Source organism: Oligoflexus sp. (assembly GCF_035638955.1).
Classification (GTDB): domain Bacteria; phylum Bdellovibrionota_B; class Oligoflexia; order Oligoflexales; family Oligoflexaceae; genus Oligoflexus.
Genome location: NZ_DASQYZ010000355.1, coordinates 1 through 24100, shown reverse-complemented (window position 1 = coordinate 24100; position 24100 = coordinate 1). Strand labels below are relative to the sequence as shown.

Below are 24100 nucleotides of genomic sequence, written 5' to 3'. Positions count from 1 at the left end.
TTTCCAGGTCCTGGTCCGTTTCCTCTATGGTATCAGGCTCCATCCGGCCTTATGAAGACTACTTTGAAAGTTTGCAGAATGATTTTGAGGTCGACCCAAAAGGAACGCGTGCGGATGTAGCGAATATCCAGTCGAACCCAGTCCTCAAAACCAATGCGGTTGCGGCCGCTGACCTGCCAGAGACAGGTGAGTCCCGGCTTGACCATGAGCCGCTGCATTTGCCAGCGTTTATATTTTTTGACTTCGCGCGGGAGCGGCGGCCGCGGGCCGACCAGGCTCATGTCGCCGACCAGAACATTCCAGAACTGGGGCATTTCATCGATACTGAACTTGCGAAGGTACTGACCAACCCAGGTAATACGCGGGTCACGACGGATCTTAAACACCGGACCGTTCATCTCATTACGATGGATGAGGCTACGGCGTTGTTTTTCAGCGTCCATCACCATGGTCCGAAGTTTATACATTCGGAACAGGCGCCCGCCTTCACCGACACGGATCTGGCAGAAAAAGATGGGACCACGACTGGACAGCTTGATCAAGGCCATGCTCATGAGAAGAACAGGAGCGGCCAGAATCAGGCCTACCACCGCGCCCATCACATCCAAAGTTCTTGTTAATTTTTCCACATGCGGCTGCCTTCTGACCACTGGAATTCGACCTGGCGTGAAACGACGAACCGGCTGTTCATCTTTTTCGAGTCGCGAACCGTAACGCCTTTCATAACGGCGCTTGGCGGATCGAGTTGCGGCATACATTCCCGGTGAAATTTCCTGGTGCTGCGCTTGTGCATGCATGGTTGAGACCCCTCGTGCTTGAAAAACCCTGCAGGGTATTTTGCAAGAACAAGACCAGTAGTTTTGGCGTGCCAAGCATAGTTAAGTCATGGAAACGAAAGGAAAAAAACTCCTTACGCGCACGAAAAAAGTGTCTGGAGTTGGGACGTTGACTGAAATTTCGACAGGATGAATTCGTTAATAAATGCGGCGGGTTGACAGTATTTTGCGAAATCTGTGCGGACGTAAGACAGCTCAGACCTCTTCATCGGGCAGATTATCGGGATCCAGGTGAATCAGGACATCAGCCTGCGGGAACCGTTCCATAATGCTGTCCTCGACCCGGTCCCCCAGGCGATGGGCATCAGCCAAAGGCATCTGGGCTGGCAGTTTTAAATGGAAGTCGACAAAGAGATTGGGGCCCAGACGACGGGTGCGGAGGCGATGAATGCCCTCGACGAGTCGATCGGTCGAGAGAGCGAGCCTCAGGATTTCCTGCTGGACTTCGGGTTCGGCTTCCACGTGCATGATGTGGGTGAAGGTGCTGACCAGCAAAGGCCAGGCTGTTTTAAATAAAAACAAGGAACCCAGAAGGCCCAGGACGCTATCGAGTGTCGTGCTTTCCAGCCAGTACACAGACAGCAAACCGATCGCCCCAAAACCATTCGTATAAAAGTCCGAGAGGTAATGGGCTCGATCGGATTTTACGGTCAGGGACACTTCGCCTTTTTCTGCCAATTGTTTTTCAAAGCGACCCAGGAACCATTGAATGGCAAGGCCGGAAAAAGCCGAGAGAAGCATGATGCCCAAAACATAGGGAAAGGACGCGCGATCCATGGCAGGATGCGAACCCTTGAACAGGAGTTCGAGGGACTGCCAGGCTAACAAACAGCCCAGGATCGTGATCAGAATCGACTGAACGAGGCTGCTGACCACTTCAAAGCCGCCGTGTCCGAAGGGGTGCTGATGATCCGCTTTCTCGCGAGCCTTGCGATAGAAAATAAAGTTGAGATAGGACACGAGACTGTCAGTCAGCGAATCGTAAAAACTGGCGAGCACAATCATCGAACCTGATAAGTGGAAACCAAAGAGCTTGAAAAGCGTGAGCCCGAGACTGATTAAAAATGCTTGTTTCAGAGCCATGCCTGCCATCCTCCTCGGTTCAAACATACCGCAAAAGATGTTTGATCAGTAAGCCTGAAGTCGCAAGCAGGACGACAATCCGCACAAGGCCTTGGCCACGCCGCAATACCAGACCCGCGCCGATATAGTTGCCACATAGGTAAAAAAACGCGCCGGCAAAACCCAACGGCCAGAGCACTTTTCCATTGAAACCAAACCAGGCGATCGCACCGACGTTTGAGGCGAGGTTAAATATTTTCGTGATGGCATTGGCACTGATCGTTTTTAGGCCGAGAACCTCGAATAAACTTAAAAAGAAGGTCCCCGTGCCGGGGCCGAAGATTCCATCATAAAACGCAATGCCCGCAATCCCAATGCGAGCCCAGGTTCGCTTGAGTGCCACTTCAATGGGATGCACGGCATCGATGTCGGCCGGACCCAGGTTGGCCGCACATTGCCGTTGGCGCTCATCCCAAAACCAACGTTTCAGCATAAAGCCCATCACGGCAAACAGCAGGATCGGGACCATGAAATGAAGATTGTCGAGGATCACCTTCTGTTGGGAAAGCCAGGCGCCCAGCGTTGCACACAGAGCGGCCCCGATAAAGAGTCGAATCCAATGGGCCCATGGCAGTTGGGGGAGAAGTTTGGCGCGACGATAGCGAAGCACAGCGGGCAGGGAGCCAATGGTGGATACGCATTTGTTACTACCCAGCAGGAGCGGAGCTGGTACGCCGAGGTTCAGGAGCGTTGGCATCGTAATCAGACCCCCGCCGCCGCCGATGGAGTCGACCAGTCCCGCGATACCTGCGGCGATAAAAAGCGGCCAGGCATGGGTTGCCAGAAAAACCAGAGAATCCAGGAAGGACAAGGAGTTGAGCGCGAGCCAATCAGGGGACATCAAGGAGCCTCATGACAGATGATCGGAACCGAACTGGAGCATAGTGCGTGTATCTCTGTAAGACCAGCCCTAACTTTTTGCTCTAGTCGAAAGCGGTTCGTGAACATGTCCTGAAAGACTTCAATTCAACTCTATGTTCCAAGCGGGAGATCAGGTATAAGATCGGCCTCATATTGGTTCGACCTGCTGAATGGAAGAGGAGTCAAGCGATGAAAGCTGTCTTTTTGCCTGCGATGTTTTTTGTAGCTGTGTCCGCGGAACAGGGTCTGGCCCTTCCCAAAATTGTGAGCCAACAGTTCAATTGTGCCTATAAGGCCAAGGATAATGGAGCTTGGAGCAATAGCGGTCAGGTTGATGCTCAGATGAATAACGACGGTTTGTCTTTGAACTTTTTAGATAACAACGGGTCGGGCATGGATGAGATCCGGACGACTGGCGAGGCTTTGGAATATAAAGTCGAGGGACGTTGCCCGGGTAGCATTTCCTTAAGCGACAGCGAAAAGAAATTCAAAATTCGGGATTTTAACTTCGTGGTGAACTTCGCCGACATCGGAACAAGCGAAGGAAAGATAGAACTTAAGGCGACTGGTCTGGCTAATGTGACCAACACCAATCAAAAGGATTCATTCGAAAAGGAGTGGGCCGTTAATAAAGTTCAGCTGGACCGCTGGAATGATGCGCCGGACGATTTTCAGAAGGCCCAGTTGAATCCTTTTGTAGCAAAGCAGGAATCTCAAACCGTCTGCGGCAATCAGCTGACTCTCCGCTTTGATGATCTTCGCGGTATGGTCGTGCGCAAGAAATCGAGCGACTCCGAGCCAACCGAAATCAGTTTGAATAAACTTCATATCACCTTTGATCCCTGCTAATTAAGGACGACTCATGCTCCGTTTTTTAGTTCCCCTGATCCTGCTTCCATGGCTTATGTCCTGCGAAAAGTTACACAATAGACTGAATCTGTTGGTGCTTGATTGCGGGGAAGAAGCGCGTGACAGGGGCGGGTCCTGGATCAAAATCCTGGATCCGCAAGGTAAGGAGTTACCTGAAACGGAGCAGCTGGATGCCCGGGTGCTCGAGATTAACGCGGAAGGGTCTCTGCCTCAGGCTCTTCCTGTAAGCCGGAAACATTGTGTGAGTACGGGCCAGGCCACCTCGCTGGTGGTTCGATCCCTGGCTCAGGATCGCAGCTGGAGTGTTTTGATCTCGGATGCTCAGCCGTGGCTGCCCATTGTGAAATTGCAGGATCAAAGCCAGCAACGGTTGCGTTTGCGGTGTCCCGATCCTTGGATTAACGATGGTCGTTTTAAACTGCCGCTCGAGATAACGCCTGGGACCCAGCTCGAAGCTTTGGCGCTGGCTCCTCGACTCGTGTCCTCGGATGGCCGCGAGTCACCGCAAAGCTTTGCATTGCAGAATGCTGCAGTGATTCTCTCCTGGCCTCAGGTCTGGCCCGATGGACCGGGTCAGCTGAGCTTGCGGCAACGTAATTTTTTACAGAATCCTCGCTCCTCTTTAGCAGAATCGGAAGAGTCCTGTGCGGTCATCATTGATCGCCAAAAGCCTGTTCTGCAGCTTACACCCGACCCAGGAGCGACCCGTTCGCTGGAAGTGCAGCCCGGATCTTTGCTGCGCCTCCATATGGCAGATACCCATCCTGCGTCCTTGCAGTGGTGTCTGAAAAAATCGGATGAAGCCCTCTGTGATAATGAAGAAAATTGGCAGACGGCGAAGGGCGAGGTCAGTCTCCCCATGCCCGTGCAAGGCCGCTGGATTCTGCAGGCTCGCGGTTATGATGCCGCGGGAAATGCTTCTGAGCCTTTGCAGCAAATGATCGACGTTGTCCAAGGCGATGTGATCCGGACGATCGCGTCACGCGTGGATCAAGCGTTGGCCGAGAAGGCTAACAACAGTTGGCAATCCGCTCTCACGTTGCTGCGGGCTTTGGTGGACTATCGTCGTCTCGTCCTTCCAACGGAACAGGATAAAGTCAAAAACAAACTTGTCGACGGCATTCTGTCAGCTACGGGAGCGATGCACGAAAGGCAACGGGTGACTTTGCCAGGAACTCCACGGCGGGTCTGGAGTCTTGGTCCTGCCCCCGAAAGTCCGTGGCTGGCCTTAACGTCCACACAAGCTTCACTCTGGTCGGGAGAAGGTCGCCCTATCACGCAGATTCCGGTTGGTGATGCGCTTGCCGCAGACTGGTCGCCTTCGCAGCAGGCCCTGGTTCTGAGCACAGCCGACGAGCTGGTGGTTTTGCGCCTCAAAGAGTTAAAGTTCCTGCCTCCATTGAGCTTGCGTTGGGCGGATCATTCCATCTTTGGCGCTCCAGGCGCTGTGAAGTGGATTCCAGGAGGCAACAGCCTCGCCGTAGCCATTCGAGGCGATCTACCGGCAGTCTTGAACTACGATGATAACGGTTTGCGCATCGTGCAAAGACTTGATCTCAAGGATACGGTGCAGTTGGCCATGGCACCCGATGGATGGCACGTGGCAGGGTCAAGCACCGAGGCTGTGAATGTGTGGGCGCTGGAGGGCGGATCATGGAAGACTGTGGCCAGCGAAGAGCAGGTTGCCGAAGATCTGCAGTTTACTCCCGCCACCGATGTTATTCCGAGTCGTCTCCTCATTCAGCTGAGCGATGGCCGGTTGAGGTCATGGAGTCCTAAAATTCTTTGGAAAGACCTTGATGAGGGTGTACTTGGTGAAAAACCCAGTGAGGGATACGACGTGGCGGAACCTGCTTCGTTGCAGCCTTGGTTGGATGGTACAGCTGGACTTATGGAACGCGGGGGCCGGTTGTATCATTGGTCGAATCTTCCCGAAAAAAAACTGCAAGCCATTCCACTCACCGACTTTGACTGGGACCGCCTGCGCAGCTGGAAAGTGGATCCGTGCCAGCGTGGGGTTTGGATGCGGGATGATCGCACGCTCAGTTATTGGGAATGGCAGGGTGAAATTGAGCCTGCGTTCCAAAGATTGGCTGAATGGACCACAGCTCCCTTCGTGCTCACGGAATTTGACATTCGTTGCCACAGCGGAGATCGGCGTTTCGTGACACTCGATTCGACTGGATTACGATTTTGGTCGTTGCATGGACCTTTGCCGATGGTGCGCGGTGATACCACGTCCACGGTCATCAGTACCTTCCATGGGGGTCGTCTCGAAGGTGAGACTCTTTTCACAGGAGGGTTTGATGGGGTCATTCGACTCTGGAACAAGGCCGGCGAAAAGATTCAGGATTGGGCGGGGCATACCGGACAGATCAATGAAGTGCGTTTTCTTCCTGAATGGCAACTGTTCACTTCCAGTGCTGAGGATGGAACATCCCGACTGTGGACGCTGACGGGCGAGTCCGTGCAACTGCCTTTGAATGATATTCGGGGAGCCAGTTTGCGTTTCGGTGTTGAGGTCTTTGACGAGACAACCTTGCTCAGCGCCGGGGCAGGTGTCCTGGCGATATGGACCAAAAATAGTGACACGACAAAACTTACCATAACCATTCCCATTGCTTCTGGCGAAAGGCCCGGCCGGGATGCCATGAAACGGCTGCCCGGCACGCCCCGTATTTTGGTGCGGCTGCTCAAGAGCGGGACCTGGCGAGGCCTGATTGTCCAACCTGATGGTTCTGCGCAGACCAGTGAACGTGGTCTTCCCACGCTGGAAAGGTTGAAATGGTTGGTATGGTCGAGCGACGCTACGCGTCTGGCCCTCCTGGGTTCAGGATCGGATCAGGCCCCTCGGATCTATCGGTATGGATCTGAGGGATGGATCGAGGAACCTTCTCGCATTCAAGGTTTCAAGCGCTTCACCTTTGCGCCTGATGGCTTGAGCTTTGCGGCCGTGGATGATAGCGGGCAACTCAGTCTCGGCAGTCTCGTTAACGGTCAGTGGCAGGTGACGCATAAGCAATCCATGCCGTCTCGCGACGAGATGGAAACAGGACTGCATTGGACCATGGATGGATCGCAGATTACCTACGCGCAGAGCGGTCGGGTTTTTATGTGGAATCGTAAGCTTGAAATCGAACATCAGTTCCAGGCTTTCCCTGTCATTGAAAATTTGACTTCGTTTGGCCTAAGCCAGGATCCCAATGTCCTGGCGGTGGGGTCTGGACCCTGGGTGCGACGGTTGGATCTTGATCTGGATCATTTGCAGACTCAATTGTGCAAATGGCTGGACGTGTACCTGGAAGGGCCGGACGCTCCGCCCGAGATCTCTGCACTCTGCAAATAAACTGACGATGGGATGGCTAGGGTATCAACGCATGAACGGCCTGGACCACGGATGCGAGTCTGCCATAATCCAGGCGGTTCGCTGTGTCATCCGGCGTATGATAACGTGGATTTCTGTAAAAGGCCGTTCCCGTTATCATGAATGCCGGATAACTTTCACGCCAGTACGATGAATGATCCGAAAACTCAATACCGACCAACCGTTCGCCTAGAATTCGGGCTAATTCCAGCAGAACGGCGACACCACTGCCGTTGTCATCGGCTCCTGGAAGTCCGCGATAGGCGTCGAAATGGGCTCCAATCACAACTCGCGAACCATCGACAGGGCCGAAGCGGGATATAATATTGTGATGCCACTGGCCGTTGGTTTCAAAATTCTGTTTGGACACTCGACCACCTGCGGATTGGAGCTCCTGTTCCAAGCAGGACTCAACCTTCTCCAAAACTTCGGGGTGTCTGGCATCGCGTGGACCAAATGCGAGTAACGTATCAATGTGATGTCGTAGGCGCACCGGGTCTCCCAAAGGCCATCCTTGCTGGAAGTCCAAACGGATCAATGGCTGTGTGGTGTAAAGCAAGAGAGGCAGAACCAAGCCACCGTAGACTATTATCCGGATTCCCAAATTTCTTAGCGTTTTTCGCCTATATCAGCCCGCAAACCTTTAGAGTTGACCGCAAGATATCTGAATTCGAAGCCCTGGACTACAGTTGGTAACGATCAGCTCGTTGCCCTCATGCTGACCTTCTCGCGTATGTCCATCTGTGACCGGCGGAAAAGCGACGCAAATTGATTTAGGCTAGCATGGAGCAAAAATTTCAAACAATGCTGTCATTGAGATTCCATCTTTTGTTCCCGGTTTCAGACTTCTCGAGTTTTTAAAGGAGGTCATGGAACTCGCCTTACGAGTCGAGATTATCCTTCCTCATGGACTTTCCATTCAGACAAGAATGTCGCCAAAGTCCGAGCATCATTTCTCGAATGCTAAGTTCATTATTGCTCATAACTTGCGACAATGTGAAGGTTGACTTTGCTATCATAAATGTTTTAAGAGTTCGGTGTCGTTATGCAAGATGAGGTGACACCATGACCCAGGCGTCCGCGACTCAGGATTCGTCGGCTGCTTTTGAAAAGCAGTCTCTCGCGCAGAAAATCTGGGGACTTGACTGGCGACAGCACTTCCCAAAATCCTCGTTCAGCATATCGTCGTTGATCGTGTCGCTCCGGGCGAAGCATGGCCAATGATCAACGAACTCTTTCCCGATGTCTATCAGCGCGATGAAACCCAAAGTTTCTTTAAAGATCAAAGTTCTTCTGAAGCCAGAAAGCGCTATTATGAAGAGCTAGGCGACTTCTTTGTATTCCGCGATGAGTCCTGTGGCAACCGGGTGATGGGCATGGCCGCTGGAACCATCCTTGACTGGAGCAGTTACAACTTCCGCAATATTGCCATTCATCCCGACTATCAGAACCTTGGACTCTATCCTCTATTCTTTGATCTGCTCGCCGAGATTATGAAATCTTATGGACTCAAGCGAATTGAAGGTGACGTCGCTCCTAGCAATCAGCATCATCTTCACGTTCTCAATGGAATGGGTTGCGTTGTCAGCTCACTCGGCCACGCGTCCCGAGCCTTGTGAGCTGACATTGCCTCCTGCCTTGAAAAGCCTGGAGCGAATGTTCCGTTTTCACGTTTACGATTTCGGTTCTTTTTTCCTGGAAGGTCTCGGTACCATTTATGGACGGGGGTGCTTTCTTTGGCCAGAGCAAGAGGACTATCCCGTTATCCATGGCTTTGGTGCCGCCTCGGGTAGCCAGCTGGCAACTCATAAAGCCTTGAGTGAAGCCATCCAACGCCTTGCTTTCCTGGATCCGATCGAGGTTTCGACGGAAGAGGCGACATTTGAGCCGACTCCAGACTATCATCAGGAATATTTTCTTCACCCGAAGCGTCGGTCGCTCCTTGCTGGCTGGCTGTCTGGAGAACATTTTCACCCCGAACTTGCCAGCCTCTTTCAGCGATCCGGAGTCGTGGATCTGGTCGACCTAACCCCCGATTGGTCCTGTCCAGGCGTAGTGGTGCGCGCTCTGATTGCAGGCACTCTACCCCTTGTTTTTGGGCGCTATAGGCCTGAAGCTTTTCCAGCTCGAGAAGAACATTTGGAGATTCATCCGATGATATAAACGATGTTGGTCTTAGGATCCAACCCGACCAGAATTCGGCACGTTCATATGAAAAGTCCATCTGGATTTTTGGCGCGATAGGGGTCTCTGTCCTGCGTACAAAGTAAAGAAAAAGAAAAGAAACGCGCTCGGTTACGGAGCGCATTCCCTGGAGGTAGTTCAATGAAGACAGTGATCTTCATCTGATGGAGAAGTCGAGAGAGCCTTCATCTTTGCGACTCTTGGCTGCCGCAAAGAGCTATTACTTTTATATCAAAATAAAACACTCAGCGTAAAGAAATTCTCCTTGTTCGGCTCACCGCATCACAGAACTTCCCGCCAGTCAGGACTTAGGGCGAAGGCCGCATTTATCAATCCGACGTGACTATATGTCTGGGGGAAGTTGCCGGAATGCGCGGACGCATGACCCAGCGTCACGTGCTCAGGGTAAAGGCCCTGAGGGGTCGCGTAGCGGGTGAGTTTCTGAAGGAGGTCGCGTCCACGCTCCTTTTCCCCGACGGTGGCATAGGCGTGCGCCAGCCAGAAGGAACAGACCAGGAACGCATCCTGGGGTTGACCAAAATCGTCTTCACGCAGGTAACGGTAGAGGAGGAGCCCTGCGTCGTCCTTGAGCCCCTGGGCTCCGAGCTTGGAAGCAATGGAGTGGACAGTGGCCCGATTGCTGTCTGCGTCAGGAAAGCGCAGTATGGGCATCATGAGCATGGACGCATCCAGTGTATTGTCGATAGGACTGTTATAAACCACCATATCATGCGTCGCCGCACGGATGTGCTCCAGCGCCTTCTGTCGAGCCTGATCGATCCTGTCGAGCGTTAACTGGGCGGAAGGTCCCAGCTGTCCTGCCTGCCGAATCTTGAGAACGCGATCCAATCCAGCCCAACACATCAGGTTGGTGAAGGTATGCTCAATTTTGGTGCCACGCAGTTCCCACAGCCCAGCATCTGGCTGGCCTATGGATTGCATGCAGCGTTCGGTGAGCCAGTCCATCAGCGCGTTGAGATGGGGCGAACGAAGCGAGACAAAACGCTCGTCAAAATAGATGGGCGCCAGGGTTAGGATCATCTCTCCGTAGGCATCGTGCTGTTGCTGCAGAGCGGCCGCATTGCCTGTGCGAACAGGGCGTGAATCCATATAACCGGCCCATTGCTGATGCCAGCGTTCCGGCAAAGGCAGACTTTGATCCAGGGCATAGACCGGAGCCAGGTCGTGATCGAAACGTACAATGTTGATCAAAAATTTGAAGAAGCCTTCCATCTCTTCAAAGTGCCCCAAATTATTGAAGGCACTGAGCGTGAAGAAAGTATCCCGCAGCCAGCAGAAACGATAATCCCAGTTGCGCTCCTTGCCAAAGGTTTCCGGCATACTGGTGGTCGTCGCCGCAAGGATGGCTCCGGTGTCTTCATAACAATGAAGCTTCAACGTGATGGCGGAACGGATCACTTCCTTTTGGAAGAGCACAGGAATCGTGCAGTGCTTGACCCAGGTTTGCCAGTAGCGTTCCGTTTTCGCGAGAAAGTTCTGCACGACGCTGGTGAGGTCATCTTCCAGCGGCATATCCCAGAGCAAAGCGAAATAGGCCGGCTCGTCCAGGAAGAAGGATTGGCCGTCGATCAAATAGGTCAAGGGAATGTTGGTGACGAGACGCAAGCCACCTTGCGGATGTTCATAGCGCACATGACTGTTGAAGCGTTGGGCGCGCAAGGGTTCCTTCGTCCAACCCGATATGGGTTGGCAGGACACACGAATGCGCGGTCGTCCACCTTGCGGTTCCACCACACGCATCAACGCAGCCGGACGGTACATGCGTCCGTACTGTTCAAAGCGCGGAGCGAAATCCGTGACGACGATCTTCTGCCCATCGTCGGTGCTCAAACGCGATTCCAGAATTGCTGTGTTCGGACGGTAAGCCTGTTCTGTTTGGGTGGGACCGTCCAAGCTGATCGAGAAGAATCCACCCTCCGGATCCAAAAGCTGGCCGAAGATGGGATCCGAGTCAGGGCGTGGCATACAGAGCCAGACGATACTGCTGTCCTGCTTGATCAGAGCCGAGATTTGACAGTTGCCGATGAGCGAGAAATCATACATAGTGCTACCTCTTTGAAATAGTTTTAAATCAAAGTAATTCACGGAGACAAGATGAAACTCACCCTCCGCTTTTTGCTCCCGGTTCTGGCTGCGTTGGCGCTTCTGGCTTACGCACTGGTGCCGTTTGTGGAACACCTCATGGAGGTCTGGTCCGTTCGGGATCTTAACATACGCAGCATTTTGATTGGCAAAACAGTTGGCCCTGATTTGCAGCGTCTGCTCGTGGCGCCCGAAGATGTCGCAAAGAATAAAAAGAAACTTCAGGCTGCCCTCGTGAAAGCCACCGAGGACGAACGCCTTTTGGCCCTTCAAATATGTGATTCCCGGCAGAAGATACTAATGAAAACCGATAATTTTCCTGAAGGATTTGCCTGCTCGACCATGGATCGTGAGCCTGCCTATCATGGGAAATTGTTCAAACTGCCGGGCGGCTCGATTCATTTTTCATATGCCGTGATCGATACGCCGGAACCGGAACCTGCCGAAGTCACAGACGGCATCGAAGGCACGGATGGGACCTTTCTGCAGGAAGAGGGCGCCCCCATTGCCGAGCGCATCCCGAGCGAGGTTTTGGCCCGCAGCGCGGGCTTTTATCCGCTGAAGCTGATGATCGTGCAGGATATGAGTTACGTCGACCGACGCAGTCGTGAAACCACCCTTTATATGGCCGGGGTGTTTCTGTCGATCGGACTGCTGATGGCTTTGCTGGTGCTCGGCATTGTTCGTTGGAGTTTGAGTCACTGGGTGCAGAGTGTGCGCAGTCTGGTGGGGGGCCTACGCAATCCTTCCAAAGCCCGGCTTGCCATCCAGAATAACCAGGAATTCCTGCCGATATTGAAGGATGTTCAGGCACTGGTCAAAGAGATGGAAGTGTCACGTCAGCAGCAGGATGAGACGCGTATGACCTGGAACGCGGCCACGCTGCGCGAAATCCTTAAGAAGCAGCTGTCCGGAGAACGCGTGATTGTAGCGTCGAACCGTGAACCCTATATTCACAACCGCAAGGGCGACACCATCCGCGTGCAAAAACCTGCCAGCGGCCTTGTCACCGCGCTCGAACCGATTCTGCGAGCATGCTCAGGAACCTGGGTGGCCCACGGGAGTGGGAATGCCGACCGCGACGTGGTCGATGGGCATGACCGCGTGCGCGTTCCACCCGAAAAACCCAGTTATTCGATTCGTCGGATCTGGCTCACGGCGGAGGAGGAGCAGGGTTACTACTTTGGTTTTGCCAATGAAGGCTTGTGGCCTCTCTGTCACATCGCTCACACGCGCCCCAAATTTCGCAGCGAAGACTGGCACTGCTATATGAAGGCCAATCAGAAATTCGCCAAAGCCGTCTGTGAGGAAGCCACTGATCCGTCGCCTGTGATTCTCGTCCAGGACTATCACCTCGCCCTGGCGCCGCTTCTGATTCGTTCGCAGCTCCCACAGGCGACGATCCTAAGCTTTTGGCATATACCCTGGCCTAATGCCGAATCGTTCGGCATCTGTCCGTGGAAGAATGAAATCCTGAGCGGCCTTCTCGGCAGTTCAATCCTTGGGTTCCACACCCAGTTTCACTGCAATAACTTCATGGAATGCGTCGACCGCTACCTGGAAGCGCGCATCGATCGCGAGACCAATACTATCATTTATAAAGGCAAGGCCACGCAAATTCGGGCCTATCCTATTTCCATTGAGTGGCCACCGAAGTCACTGGAAGGGACGCCGCCCGCTGCGGAATGCCGTCTCCGTTTGCAGCAAAAGCATGGGATCGATCCGAAATGCAAGATAGGTGTTGGAATCGATCGCCTCGACTATACCAAGGGCATCGTGGAACGCCTTCGTTCGGTGGAAAGGCTTCTGCAAAAGGATCCACAGGCTATCGGTAACTTCGTCTTCGTGCAGATCAGTGCCCCCAGCCGTTCGTCCATTCCCAGCTATCAGGAATTCGCGGCCGAGGTTGATAAGGTGGTGGCCCAGATTAATGCGGACTACGGTCGGGACAACTGGCAGCCTATCGTCTATCTGCCTGTTCATCATGAAGCCGAAGAAGTTTACCTGTATTTGCGTGCGGCTGACATCTGCCTTGTCACATCTTTGCATGATGGCATGAATCTCGTAGCCAAGGAGTACGCGGCGGCGCATGATGATGAGCAGGGTGTGCTGATTCTCAGTACCTTTGCCGGAGCCTCTCGGGAACTGACCGGGGCTTTGATCGTCAACCCCTATGATATTGACCAAACGGCCCAGGCCTTGGCGGTTGGTCTGCGGATGAGTCCGGAAGAGCAGCGCGAACGCATGAACCTGATGCGCGCCTTTATCCGCGAATTTAATGTTTATCGGTGGGCAGGCCGTATGCTATTGGATGCCAGCCGGATTCGTTTGCTGGATAAGCTTCAGCATGCTCGCCTTCAATCGCATGGGGCTGACAGTAACGAAGAGGAAACCTACAATTTCGGTATTCTGCCATCCGGAGGGCCGATACGCCTATGAAATATCTTTTTGATGACGAAGGCCTGCGTATGCTGGAGGCCTTTTGTTACTCTGACGCTTTGTTTTCTTTCGATTTCGATGGAACGCTGGCGCCTATTGTGCCCAATCCGGATGATGCCCGCGCTTCACCCAAGACGGATGACTACCTGCGGGCTCTTCATGAGAACGCGTCGATCGTGGTGATCTCGGGACGGAGTCGACCCGATCTTCTCACGCGCCTGCCCTTCAAGGTGGACTTTGCCATTGGCAACCATGGCCTTGAAGGCCTGCCGAGTTCCACAGGCAGTTTGGAAATTGCGGCCGACATGACCAGGCAATGGTATGAGAAACTCAAGCCCGCCTTGGCCAAGACTACCGGTGTGGTCATTGAAAATAAAAGTTTTAGCCTGGCCGTTCATTATCGACAGGCGACAGATAAGCGTAAGATTAAATTGAAACTCCTCGAACTAGCCAGCTCATTAGTGCCGGCGCCACGCATTCTGCTGGGCAAGTATGTGGTGAATCTGGTGGCCTCGGGGGCGCCGCATAAGGGTGTCGCCTTGCTGGAATTGATGCTGCGCACGGGCAAACGGTCGGCGGTGTATGTCGGCGATGATGAAAACGATGAGGACGTCTTTCGCCTGGGCGAGGAAAGTCTTCTCACGATCCGCGTGGGCGAGGATGAAAACTCGGCGGCTCTCTACTATTTGAAAAATCAGGCCGAAATTGATAGGATGCTGCGTCACTGCCTGGATACGTACAAAAAGATAGGGCGCAAACGCTCCCTTTAGCACAGGACATTTCCATCGAATCGTTGCATCATATTGAACTTCTGGTCCGCTTGAGCGTTGAGTTGCATAACCTGAACGCCCAGGCGCAGAGGCATCACGAGCTTTCCCTGGTGCAGTGGCTTGTGCTTCGGAAAATTCTGGCTTCACCTGGAATTTCGGCTTCGTCTCTGGCTTTACTCTCCGGGATCCATCCGAGCACGCTCACACCCACTCTGCAAAGGCTTGAAGGATCCGAGTGGATCTTCATGCTGGAACGTCCCAGCGATCTACGGCAGAAGATGCTGATCATTAGTCAGAAGGGGTACCGGGTCTGCGTGAAGTTTGAAAAAACCCTGCGGGGGGTTCTGAAGAACCTTGACGTCAAGGACGGTGAGGACCCCATTGATGCCACGCGTCACCTGACCGTTACGCTGGCGCAAAGGCTGCAGGATACCAAAGCCTGACCCCCATGCGGGGGCCTGACGGGGTAGGGGCTTGGGGTCAATCCACGAACGCCATATCCAAAAGCGGGCTACGACGAGGACCTCCATTCGGGACAGGAGCCTCGTTCCGCATCCGCCAGCGGTGGAGCAGGATCTCTTCAAAATCACTCAGCACATTATTGTAGATGACATGCGCATCGTACGGCGATTCATAGGGACTGAAGTACTTATGAACATCTCCATCCGCAAACCACTTGATGCACATATAATAGAAGTGATCTGAAGTCTGTAATTTCCGCCAGGCATGCAGCAAATCAGGATCCCCAAGCGATTTCACAACACCTTCCAGGCGGAAGATGCGTTCGATCGAGGAATCCTGAATGGAATTGCCGAGCCAGGCGGTCAGATCCCTATCGACGTCCGCCCAGGATACCGGCTCAGGAAAAGACAACTTACCGATCGGCTGATAGCGATCAATCACCTCACGCGGTGTGGCGAAACTAAAATCGGGATGCATCAGGACTTCACCCGGCAAGGCCCGCATGAATTCAAAGATTCCTGTGTCGGCCCACTGATGCTCACCAAAGGTTTCATAATCCATGAATAGATTAATCACCTCGCCGTTACCAGCCGTCTGATGCACCCACCGGGCAAAGGTCTCGGCATGCAAGGGCCAGGCTTCCCAGCCTCGATTGGAAAAGCGGAATGCGATATCATCGGAGAGCCGATAGTTTTTCAGCAGCAAAGCCAGCTTCCGGCAGGGCGCGGGCTGATAGAGGAAATTCGGGGAACGCCAGTCCAAAATACGATCGGCACCTTCGGCGATCACACCGCGATAGCCCAATTCCTCGATTATTTCACCAATGCGATTCTGGAATATAAGCTCGGTATTGCGAAAGACCACCGGTTCGTAATCAAAAAGGTCGCGCACCTTCTGCCGATGCAAGCGAATCTGGGCGACAAACTCTTCGGGTGAAAAGAGGCTGGCCAGCGAGTGATAATAGGTCTCGCTGAGGATTTCCACGCAGCCGGTATCCACGAGCCTTTGAAAGGACTCAATCACGTCCGGCGCCCAGCGTTCCATTTGCTCCAGGCACACACCGCTGATGGAAAACGAAACCCGAAATTCGCCCTTCCAACGATGAATTTCCTCCAGCAGGAGTTGATTCATGGGGCGATAGCATTTATTCGCGACTTTTTCCATGATGGTGGCGTTGGCATAATCATCTTCGTAGTGATGCTCCGAGCCGATCTTGAAAAAATCATAGTCCTTACGCAGACGAAAGGGCTGATGGACCTGAAAGTAGAAGCATACGCTCGTCATACAGGAATCACCTTTCGATAAATGGTTTTGAGTTGTTCGGCGACGGTTCGCCAGGACATTTTGGAAAGAGTGGTCTTTTGATGCTCCAGCAGACTTTTATGAAGTTGCCTATTTTCACAGAATTCGATCATCATTTTAGCCAGCCCATCGCGATCCCAGAAATCAACATGCATCGACCGCGGCAGGAGTTCGGACGCACCGGCCTGCTTCGACACAATCACGGGGACTTCATAGCGCATGGCTTCAAATGGCGTCAGGCCAAAGGGTTCGGAGACGGACGTCATCACAAAAAGATCGGCCATGGAATACAGCCGATCGACGGCCGCGCCGCGCAAAAAACCGGTAAAATGAAAGCGATTCTGAATCCGGAGCGTCGCCGCTTCCTCGATCATGCGCGGCAGCATATCGCCGGCGCCGCACATGACAAAGCGATAGTTAGGATGCGTTTCCAGCACCTTCGCGGCCGCCCTCAGAAAATATTCCGGACCCTTTTGCAAGGTCACGCGACCGACGAAGATAATCAGCTTTTCCTTGAAACTTTTTTTAATTAACAAAGGATCGACCAGCTTGTCATGGCTCACGGCATTATGAACGACATCGATCTTGCTGGCATCGATATGATAGCGATCGATCAAAGTCTTTTTCGTGCGGTGACTCACGGCTACGACGCGATCCGCATGTTCCATGCCGATTTTTTCAAGCTGAAAAATCTTAGGATTGGGATGATCGCCGGTGCGATCGTATTCTGTGGCATGAATATGGGCAATGAAGGGCTTGCCGGATCTTTTCTTGGCTGCCATGGCTGCGGGAAACGTCATCCAATCATGGGCGTGGATGACATCAAACTCCGACTGTTGCGCCAAATGCCAGCCGACTTCGGCAAAACGCTGAACTTCCTCAAAAAGATTGTGCGAGTAATGGCCTGACAGGCTCATGATACTGGGGGCGGGCTTGCCTTCGCGTGGAATCGCGCCCTCGAAGCGCTGGATCATGCGGGCATATTCTTTGTTTTCAATGTAAGGGTAAAGGGCCGTCTCCACAGTCAGAACCGTGACCTGCTCTGGCAATGGAAAATCGTCATCGCTCCGTTTCCGCCAAACCTCTTCGGCCGACATCATCTGGTATCCTTCGCGTGGCATACCTTCTATGGCTTTGGGAAGGACAAACAGAACCTCCTCGCCGCTTTCGGCAAGGTGCCTTGTCATGCCGTAGCAGGCCGTGCCGAGGCCACCGCTGATAAACGGCGGAAATTCCCAACCAAACATAAGAATCCGCATAGCTCCATCCCACCATGTGTCAGAGTTTAGGCCTCAGACTTTCTCAGCTTTCAGCTCATTCAGAAGTTCAATCAAGGCCGCCACGCTCCAGGCCTGGGTTAGACAACCATCCGGTTTATAGGGAAACAGGCTATCGAAAATTTCAGAAACACCCATGATGCCCCTCTGCATTAAATGTTCCTGCCAAAGAGCTGAAAAATTGCGGCGTAAAAAATTTCGGGCTTTTTGGGGGTCTTCATAAATTTTTAATACGGCTTTCACATAGGGGCTGATAAGCCAGGGCCAAACGGTGCCTTGATGATAAGCAGCGTCCCGCTCTTTGGGGCCGCCTTGATAGAACGGAATAAAGCCTGGATCTTCGGGACTGAGCGTGCGCAGACCGTAAGGTGTTATCAGGTGACTCGTCACGACGTCCAGTACGGATTGCTGCTCCTCCCGATTCAACGGGCAAAAATCCAGGCTTATCGCTACGATTTGATTCGGGCGAATATGGCGATCCACAGAACCATGGGGGCTGACGCAGTCGGCCAGGTAGCCTGCATCCTGCAGCCAGAATTTTTTACGGAATGCGGCCGGCGTGGACTCCAGAAGACTGATCCAGCCTGGGAGCGAGTTCACAGGGGCGATATCCTGCAAAAAGGCCAAGGCCGCCATCCACATGGCGTTGATCTCGACAGGATAACCACCACGCGGCGTCACCGGCACGCCATCCACCGTAGCATCCATCCAGGTCACCTGCGTCTGGGATGAGCCCGCTTGAATCAGCCCATCTTCGCTGACGCGAACGAGATGACTGCGGCCCTGCACCAGGTCGTCGATGATCTGAACCAGATCGGGAAGGATGGTCTGCAGGCCAGCCTTGTCACGTGTCGCGATCCAATATTGCTGCAGTGCTGAGAACATCCAAAAGGTCGCGTCGACGGAATTATAACTGCCGCTCTGGTGTCCTTGGCCCAGATAGTTGGGTATCAAACCATCTTTCGCCTGGCGTAAATAAGTCTGGACAATCGGCAGGAGGCGCTCCGGTTCGCCGCGACCCAAGGTTAGGCCCGGCAGAGCGATCATGGTATCGCGACCCCATTCCCCGAACCAGGGATAACCAGCAACGATGGACGGGTTGCCATCGGGCCGTTGCACCATGAATTTTTCAGCTTCAAACTTCACCTGAGCCAAGGGTTCGCCGTCATGGATGAAGCGCTGATGCAAGGCCAGGCGCCTTTGTTCTTCCTTCATCCAGAGGCCGCGGATGTCCGCACGCGGTGTCGATTGAAAGCCAAAGATCAGATAAAGCTCCTGGTCAGGTTCCAGGACAGCTTCGTAAAGACCGGGGCAAAACAAATCTTCCTGATAATCAAAGCCACGTTCCTGCTCCCTAACATACTCGACCTGCTTGACCCAGAAAGGTCCGGGATAAAATGTGGCCCCGCGGTCAGTGCCCATATGGAGTGCGGGTTTTTGCGGCAGAGGCTCAATTTTATGGCCTTCGGCGTCGGGAAATGTTTTGACCTGAAAGTCGCTCGTTTCATGTTGTAAGTGATGATGGCTGCGATAAGCCAGCAAAGGTCGCAAGATAAGTTGGACAGATTCTGTGCTGATGATCTTATAACGCACCAGAACCGCATCGCGATCGTGCAGGAGCATGCAGGAGCGCTGCAGCAGATAAGAGCCGGCTCGATAGGTTATGACCGGATAGAGATCATACTCAAACGAATCAAAATGCGAATAGCCCTCGGGGTAGTAGACGGAGCCCGGATGCTTATTCGTGTAAAGATCCATGATCCGGCCTCGCACGCTGAGACTGGCCTCAAGCTTAGCGAGAAAAACGTGTTTTTCGTTCAACACGCCTGCATCGCTGACCAGAAGGCCATGATAGCGACGCGTGGGGCAGTCGAGGATGGTGCTGTTGGAGTAGCTGCCACGACTATTGGCATCGAGCCACTCCCTTTGAAGGAGCTGCGGAAGGTCAGCGAGGGCGGCCTTGGTAATAGGGAGCATGTTGAATCTCGCTTTGCCGATGTTTACCTGGATCGCATCTTTAGAGGAATTTCATCAAAAATCAATAGGTAATTGCAAGGCGGCTGACACCATCCGGTAGGAATAGATCAGATCACGCATCGCCGCGGTTATATTTTGTTGATCAGGAGAACCTGAAAGCCACACGGCTCCAAGCTGCAGTGCAAAACGTGTCCCTCAAGGTCCCAGCGGTGATGGCTAAACGCATCTGTTAGCGAGTATTGCCCAGGGCCTATTGGCTGCAAATCCAAATCGATGCTTTGCTGCTGATGAATGTCAAGATTGGCGATAACCAGAGCGTGCGGTTCGTTCGCCTTTTGGGACAGCCGCAAGGCCGCGATGATGGCCACATGGCCGTGATCCACGAATTCCACGTTGCCTTGCAGCTGAAAAGCCTGGAATTGTAGCATCACTTCGTGTGTTCTTTGGATCATGGGCCAAAAATCGTGACCGGTCGTCGCGGGCGGCATCACAGGGCTTCGACCAATGAAATTGATTTTTTCTTCAATCCCGACTTCAACGCCTTGGGTAAGACCTGTGGCACCAATACCTAAAAGTGCGCAAAGGATATAACGTGGGCGTGTGGCCTGCACGTTGGCAAATTCCTCGGCAGGGACGCCGCTATCATGGGAATTGATCGGGGTAAACCAGGGTATGGCCGGGGTCGTCTCGTGGATGTAACGAAAGTATCGGCGCAGTTCGCCTGAGAAATGATGCTCCCAGGTCGTGGCCAGGAGGAGGTCCACAGCATAGTGCCGCAAAACTTTCTGGGTGGCCTCGGGCAGTGTGAAGAGTTCGGCCAGGATGCCAAGCTCAGGATATTCGCGTCGCAGCCTTTGCGTGACGTGCATGGCAAAAGCCGGATCCGTGCTGTGTAAATTATCGAGTCGGATCATGCCGCCCGTGGCTGCCGCATAGCCTCCCCAAAAAAGGGCATAACATTCCATGTGCTCCCAGATGGCTCGCCTGGTCTGCGGATCGGGATGCTGATAATTAATGAGAGCCAAATCATTCCACTTATGAAAACCGTCATGGCTTTGGTAGCCATTGCGTTTCAAACCATCTCCTTCCGCCGGATCCGGATAAATCCAGTGCGGGCACTTTTTCACGATTTCGCTGTCAATGGCTACATGGTTCAGGACCAGGTCCAGGCAAAGGCCCAAATTCAATTGTTGGGCTGCCTCGACCAATTCTTCAAAAGGCTCCATGCTTGACGCCGTAACGCCCTTGGGTAGGAAATCGGGCTCCATAGCAAAAAGTTCGGTGGCGGCATACGGGCTTTGGGAATAACCCTGTTTGGTGACGGGCAGAATATGAACCATATTGAAGCCAAGCTCAGCGGCCCGCTCCAGGACAGTTTTCCACTGATCCATGGTGCCACAGGCAGTTGGAATCAAGGTATAAAGGCGCAGGCCCTGCAGCTGACGCGGGAACACCAGAAGTTGCCACAGGTCGCCACGCAGCCAGAACCACTGGTGACCGTCCATAGTATATTGAAGAGTGAAAAAAAAAGTTCCGATCTTGGTGAGTGGGCATTGGATGGTGAAGAGGCCGGTTCTGGCGGCAGTCAGATCAAGTTCAAAGAATTCACCCGATGCTGAAAGATTGGAGTAAAGTCTTGCCCGCGGGGCTGGTCCTTGCTCTTTAAATTGGAGTTCCACCTGCAGGGATTCGCCTTGCCTCAAGCGCACGCGGCCCTGCCTTCCCCCTTTGACCGTCATCACAACCTGTGATTCATTGCCGATTTGCAGGCCACTGTCCGGTAGCCGACATCTTCGATCAAATCTTGCATGCATATTGGTTTCCTCGAACCCCTTTGCTAGAGTAGGGGGCGTGTTGCTGAATGCCTTGCACAAAAATCCCGACCCGAAGAGGCCCACCATGCATGACATCGTTGATGTGATACTGGATCATCCGTCCTACACCGAGAAAGTGACGGCATTTCAGATCACCTTCCGCAAAAGTCTTGAGCACAACTTTGGTTCCATTCTGGAAAAATCCTCGCCGCGCGAACAGTTGCTCGGACTATGCCACACCGTAAGGCAGCTCCTGATGAATCGCTGGATCGCGACCCAGGGGACTTACTATCGGAGTAACGGCAAACGACTTTATTATCTCTCCATGGAATACCTTTTAGGGCGTTTGGTCAAGAATGCTCTCATCAACCTCGATCTTTTGGAGGTCGGGCGTGAAGCCATGCAAGGGTTAGGCCTGGACCTGGACAGCATCGCCGAACTTGAAATGGACCCAGGGTTGGGGAACGGCGGGCTGGGCCGGCTGGCAGCCTGCTATATGGATTCACTCAGCACCTTGAATTTGCCGGCCTACGGTTATGGGATTCGATTTGAGTTCGGCATGTTCCGCCAAGTGATCGAGAATGGGGCACAGAAGGAAGTGCCTGACCCCTGGCTGCGCGATGGCAATCCGCTTGAGATCGAAAAGAACATTCATTCTTATCAAATATGCTTCGGCGGCAAGAGTGTATTTCACGAGAATGTCCAAGGCCACATTTTTGCAGAATGGGAACCCGAGTATAAGGTGGTGGCTGTTCCTCACGATTTACCTGTCCCTGGCTATGGCACGATGAATGTCAACAGCCTGCGTCTTTGGGCGGCCAAGGCCGATGAAGAATTTCACTTCGGGATTTTTGATTCAGGTGATTACGTGGGTGCGGTGATGGATAAGGTCCAAAGTGAGGTCCTATCCAAGGTTTTGTATCCGAATGACTCCAATGAGCTGGGAAAACTTCTGCGACTCAAGCAGCAGTATTTTTTAGTGGCAGCCTCCCTGCAGGATATCCTGCGGCGCTTCAAGAACACCAACAGCACGATCACGGATCTGCCGAGCAAGGTCGTGATTCAGCTGAATGATACGCATCCGACCCTGGCCATACCCGAATTGATGCGCCTGCTGATTGATGTGGAAAGCCTGTCGTGGGAAGAAGCCTTTGCCATCACCCAGCAGACCATAGCCTTCACCAATCACACGGTCATGCCCGAGGCCTTGGAATGCTGGCCAGGTGCCATGTTTCAGAAAACCCTGCCGCGGCATTATCAGATCATTGAAGAAATGAATCGGCGTTTTATGAAAATGCTGAAAGACAAGCCTATCTACGACCAGAGTTTTATCGAACGCGTTTCGATTCTGGGACGCGGGGCCCAACCTGAAGTGCGCATGGCCAACCTTGCCGTGGCCACGAGTTTTTCCGTGAATGGTGTCGCCGCGCTGCATACGACGCTCCTGAAGGAAAAGGTTTTTCCTGAATTCCATAGCCTGTTCCCGGATAAATTCAACAACAAGACCAATGGTATCAGCCCGCGTCGCTGGCTGCGTTTGGCCAACCCTGAACTCAGCTCACTCATCACCGAGAGCCTGGGGCATGAAAACTGGGTCACCGATCTGGAGCAGCTCCGAGCCCTCGAACGCTTTGTCGACGACCAGGCTTTTCTGAATCAGTTGGGCGTGATCAAGCAGCGCAACAAGGAACGTCTGGCGACGCTGATTCATCAGGAAATAGCGGAGAAAGTCGATCCGAACAGCATGTTCGACGTCCTGGTTAAACGCATCCATGAATACAAGCGGCAGCTTCTGAAAATCCTCCATTGCCTGCATATGTACCACGAGCTGCGCTTGAATTATGATGAGCATCAGCAGCCTCGAACCGTAGTGTTCGCCGGCAAGGCGGCTCCTGGCTATAAGATGGCCAAACTCATCATTCAATTTATTCATGCGGCAGCCGCCATGATCAATCGGGATCCGTTGACGCGTGATCGTCTGAAGGTCGTTTTCCTGCCCAACTACAACGTGTCGTTGGCCGAACGCATTATTCCGGCGGCCAACCTTTCGGAACAGATTTCGACAGCCGGGACCGAGGCCTCGGGTACGGGTAACATGAAGTTCTGTTTGAATGGAGCTCTGATACTTGGGACCTTGGATGGGGCGAATATCGAGATTCGCGATCATGTCGGCGCGGACAATATTTTTATTTTTGGTCACAACGTGAATGAACTGCGAACGCTGCAGGCGTCAGGCTATCGGCCCCATGATTACTACCAAAAGCATGATAATATCCGGCGCATCCTCGATGAGATCCGGCATGGATTTTTCAGCCGCGGGGATCGTGAGCGATTCAAACCGATCTGGGACACTCTGGTGACCTGGGGTGACCACTACTATCATCTGGCGGATTTTCCGGACTATGTCCGCAGCAACGAGGAGGTCGATAAGGTTTACGGTGACCAGCGCTTGTGGCAGCAGAAGTCACTGATGAATATTGCCCGCATCGGCTGGTTCTCCTCGGATCGGGCCATCCAGGAGTACACGCGAGAAATCTGGCACCTGCATCCCTGTCCTTTGGAACAGGCCCAGGGTGTGGAGGATCGATTTGGTTTCTAGGTGACGTCCTCTCGGGAATGAATTCCCGAGCATCCCTCGCATCAGGCGATTCGCCCAAGGCTCAGCGTCTCACGTCCGAGACGGAGAATGTTCCTCGCAGCATTCACGTCCCGGTCATGG

General features: G+C 53.2%; 17 protein-coding genes. 8 read left to right on the top strand and 9 right to left on the bottom strand.

The genetic code is table 11. The annotated features are described in order from the left end of the window. Positions 1–32: 32 nt before the first annotated feature. From VE954_RS31340 to VE954_RS31330, 3 genes are all read right to left on the bottom strand, one after another. Positions 33–797: a sugar transferase gene (locus tag VE954_RS31340; RefSeq protein WP_324960420.1), complete on the bottom strand. Its 765-nt coding sequence runs from the start codon at positions 795–797 to the stop codon at positions 33–35. Positions 798–1031: 234 nt separating this feature from the next. Next, positions 1032–1919, bottom strand: a complete 888-nt coding sequence (locus VE954_RS31335) for a cation diffusion facilitator family transporter (protein ID WP_324960418.1) — start codon at positions 1917–1919, stop codon at positions 1032–1034. 19 nt (positions 1920–1938) lie between these two features. Further along, a complete protein-coding gene (locus tag VE954_RS31330) occupies positions 1939–2799 on the bottom strand; it encodes a TSUP family transporter (RefSeq protein ID WP_324960416.1) in 861 nt (286 codons plus the stop codon). A 209-nt stretch (positions 2800–3008) separates the two neighbouring features. On the opposite strand from VE954_RS31330, the gene VE954_RS31325 reads away from it, so the two are divergent. After that, the gene (locus VE954_RS31325; RefSeq protein WP_324960414.1) at positions 3009–3668 is read left to right on the top strand and encodes a hypothetical protein; all 660 of its coding nucleotides are present in this window, start codon (positions 3009–3011) and stop codon (positions 3666–3668) included. A 13-nt stretch (positions 3669–3681) separates the two neighbouring features. Then, complete coding sequence (locus VE954_RS31320; protein WP_324960412.1) at positions 3682–7035, top strand: WD40 repeat domain-containing protein; 3354 nt, start codon at positions 3682–3684, stop codon at positions 7033–7035. 16 nt (positions 7036–7051) lie between these two features. Here VE954_RS31320 and VE954_RS31315 read toward each other — a convergent pair whose 3' ends face one another. Further along, positions 7052–7546, bottom strand: a complete 495-nt coding sequence (locus VE954_RS31315; RefSeq protein ID WP_324960410.1) for a M28 family peptidase — start codon at positions 7544–7546, stop codon at positions 7052–7054. Between the two features lie 727 nt (positions 7547–8273). Here VE954_RS31315 and VE954_RS31310 point away from each other — a divergent pair. Continuing rightward, positions 8274–8672, top strand: a complete 399-nt coding sequence (locus VE954_RS31310) for a GNAT family N-acetyltransferase (protein ID WP_324960408.1) — start codon at positions 8274–8276, stop codon at positions 8670–8672. A gap of 37 nt (positions 8673–8709) precedes the next feature. Continuing rightward, positions 8710–9216, top strand: a complete 507-nt coding sequence (locus VE954_RS31305) for a hypothetical protein (protein ID WP_324960406.1) — start codon at positions 8710–8712, stop codon at positions 9214–9216. A gap of 303 nt (positions 9217–9519) precedes the next feature. Here VE954_RS31305 and VE954_RS31300 read toward each other — a convergent pair whose 3' ends face one another. Then, positions 9520–11301, bottom strand: a complete 1782-nt coding sequence (locus tag VE954_RS31300; protein ID WP_324960403.1) for a glycoside hydrolase family 15 protein — start codon at positions 11299–11301, stop codon at positions 9520–9522. Positions 11302–11352: 51 nt separating this feature from the next. Between VE954_RS31300 and VE954_RS31295 the strand changes: the two genes are divergently transcribed. Genes VE954_RS31295 through VE954_RS31285 form a run of 3 tightly spaced genes read left to right on the top strand, consistent with a single transcriptional unit; the run spans position 11353 to position 14992 of the window. Continuing rightward, the gene (locus VE954_RS31295; protein ID WP_324960401.1) at positions 11353–13779 is read left to right on the top strand and encodes a trehalose-6-phosphate synthase; all 2427 of its coding nucleotides are present in this window, start codon (positions 11353–11355) and stop codon (positions 13777–13779) included. Then, entirely contained in the window at positions 13776–14549 is a 774-nt protein-coding gene (gene otsB / locus VE954_RS31290; RefSeq protein ID WP_324960400.1) for a trehalose-phosphatase, read from the top strand. Before VE954_RS31295 ends, otsB begins: the two co-directional genes overlap by 4 nt. 23 nt (positions 14550–14572) lie before the next feature. After that, complete coding sequence (locus VE954_RS31285) at positions 14573–14992, top strand: MarR family transcriptional regulator (RefSeq protein WP_324960399.1); 420 nt, start codon at positions 14573–14575, stop codon at positions 14990–14992. 37 nt (positions 14993–15029) lie between these two features. On the opposite strand, the gene VE954_RS31280 is transcribed toward VE954_RS31285, so the two are convergent. From VE954_RS31280 to VE954_RS31265, 4 genes are all read right to left on the bottom strand, one after another. Next, positions 15030–16295, bottom strand: a complete 1266-nt coding sequence (locus VE954_RS31280) for a glycoside hydrolase family 57 protein (protein WP_324960397.1) — start codon at positions 16293–16295, stop codon at positions 15030–15032. Further along, the gene (locus VE954_RS31275; protein WP_324960395.1) at positions 16292–17572 is read right to left on the bottom strand and encodes a glycosyltransferase family 4 protein; all 1281 of its coding nucleotides are present in this window, start codon (positions 17570–17572) and stop codon (positions 16292–16294) included. The genes VE954_RS31280 and VE954_RS31275 overlap by 4 nt, the downstream gene beginning before the upstream one ends. A 33-nt stretch (positions 17573–17605) precedes the next feature. Then, positions 17606–19567 (bottom strand): amylo-alpha-1,6-glucosidase, encoded by a 1962-nt coding sequence (locus tag VE954_RS31270; RefSeq protein WP_324960394.1) that lies wholly within the window; start codon positions 19565–19567, stop codon positions 17606–17608. A 128-nt stretch (positions 19568–19695) separates the two neighbouring features. After that, positions 19696–21381, bottom strand: a complete 1686-nt coding sequence (locus VE954_RS31265; RefSeq protein WP_324960392.1) for an alpha-amylase family glycosyl hydrolase — start codon at positions 21379–21381, stop codon at positions 19696–19698. An 85-nt stretch (positions 21382–21466) separates the two neighbouring features. On the opposite strand from VE954_RS31265, the gene VE954_RS31260 reads away from it, so the two are divergent. After that, positions 21467–23980 carry a glycogen/starch/alpha-glucan phosphorylase gene (locus VE954_RS31260; RefSeq protein ID WP_324960390.1) on the top strand — a complete coding sequence of 838 codons (2514 nt, stop codon included), beginning with the start codon at positions 21467–21469 and terminating at the stop codon, positions 23978–23980. Positions 23981–24100 lie beyond the last annotated feature (120 nt).

What these genes read in the sequence shown, in the direction of transcription:
- VE954_RS31340 (WP_324960420.1), bottom strand. Translation starts at nt 797, where the DNA reads ATGCATGCACAAGCGCAGCACCAGGAAATTTCACCGGGAATGTATGCC.
- VE954_RS31335 (WP_324960418.1), bottom strand. Translation starts at nt 1,919, where the DNA reads ATGGCTCTGAAACAAGCATTTTTAATCAGTCTCGGGCTCACGCTTTTC.
- VE954_RS31330 (WP_324960416.1), bottom strand. Translation starts at nt 2,799, where the DNA reads ATGTCCCCTGATTGGCTCGCGCTCAACTCCTTGTCCTTCCTGGATTCT.
- VE954_RS31325 (WP_324960414.1), top strand. Translation starts at nt 3,009, where the DNA reads ATGAAAGCTGTCTTTTTGCCTGCGATGTTTTTTGTAGCTGTGTCCGCG.
- VE954_RS31320 (WP_324960412.1), top strand. Translation starts at nt 3,682, where the DNA reads ATGCTCCGTTTTTTAGTTCCCCTGATCCTGCTTCCATGGCTTATGTCC.
- VE954_RS31310 (WP_324960408.1), top strand. Translation starts at nt 8,274, where the DNA reads ATGATCAACGAACTCTTTCCCGATGTCTATCAGCGCGATGAAACCCAA.
- VE954_RS31305 (WP_324960406.1), top strand. Translation starts at nt 8,710, where the DNA reads ATGTTCCGTTTTCACGTTTACGATTTCGGTTCTTTTTTCCTGGAAGGT.
- VE954_RS31300 (WP_324960403.1), bottom strand. Translation starts at nt 11,301, where the DNA reads ATGTATGATTTCTCGCTCATCGGCAACTGTCAAATCTCGGCTCTGATC.
- VE954_RS31295 (WP_324960401.1), top strand. Translation starts at nt 11,353, where the DNA reads ATGAAACTCACCCTCCGCTTTTTGCTCCCGGTTCTGGCTGCGTTGGCG.
- otsB (WP_324960400.1), top strand. Translation starts at nt 13,776, where the DNA reads ATGAAATATCTTTTTGATGACGAAGGCCTGCGTATGCTGGAGGCCTTT.
- VE954_RS31280 (WP_324960397.1), bottom strand. Translation starts at nt 16,295, where the DNA reads ATGACGAGCGTATGCTTCTACTTTCAGGTCCATCAGCCCTTTCGTCTG.
- VE954_RS31275 (WP_324960395.1), bottom strand. Translation starts at nt 17,572, where the DNA reads ATGCGGATTCTTATGTTTGGTTGGGAATTTCCGCCGTTTATCAGCGGT.
- VE954_RS31270 (WP_324960394.1), bottom strand. Translation starts at nt 19,567, where the DNA reads ATGCTCCCTATTACCAAGGCCGCCCTCGCTGACCTTCCGCAGCTCCTT.
- VE954_RS31265 (WP_324960392.1), bottom strand. Translation starts at nt 21,381, where the DNA reads ATGCATGCAAGATTTGATCGAAGATGTCGGCTACCGGACAGTGGCCTG.
- VE954_RS31260 (WP_324960390.1), top strand. Translation starts at nt 21,467, where the DNA reads ATGCATGACATCGTTGATGTGATACTGGATCATCCGTCCTACACCGAG.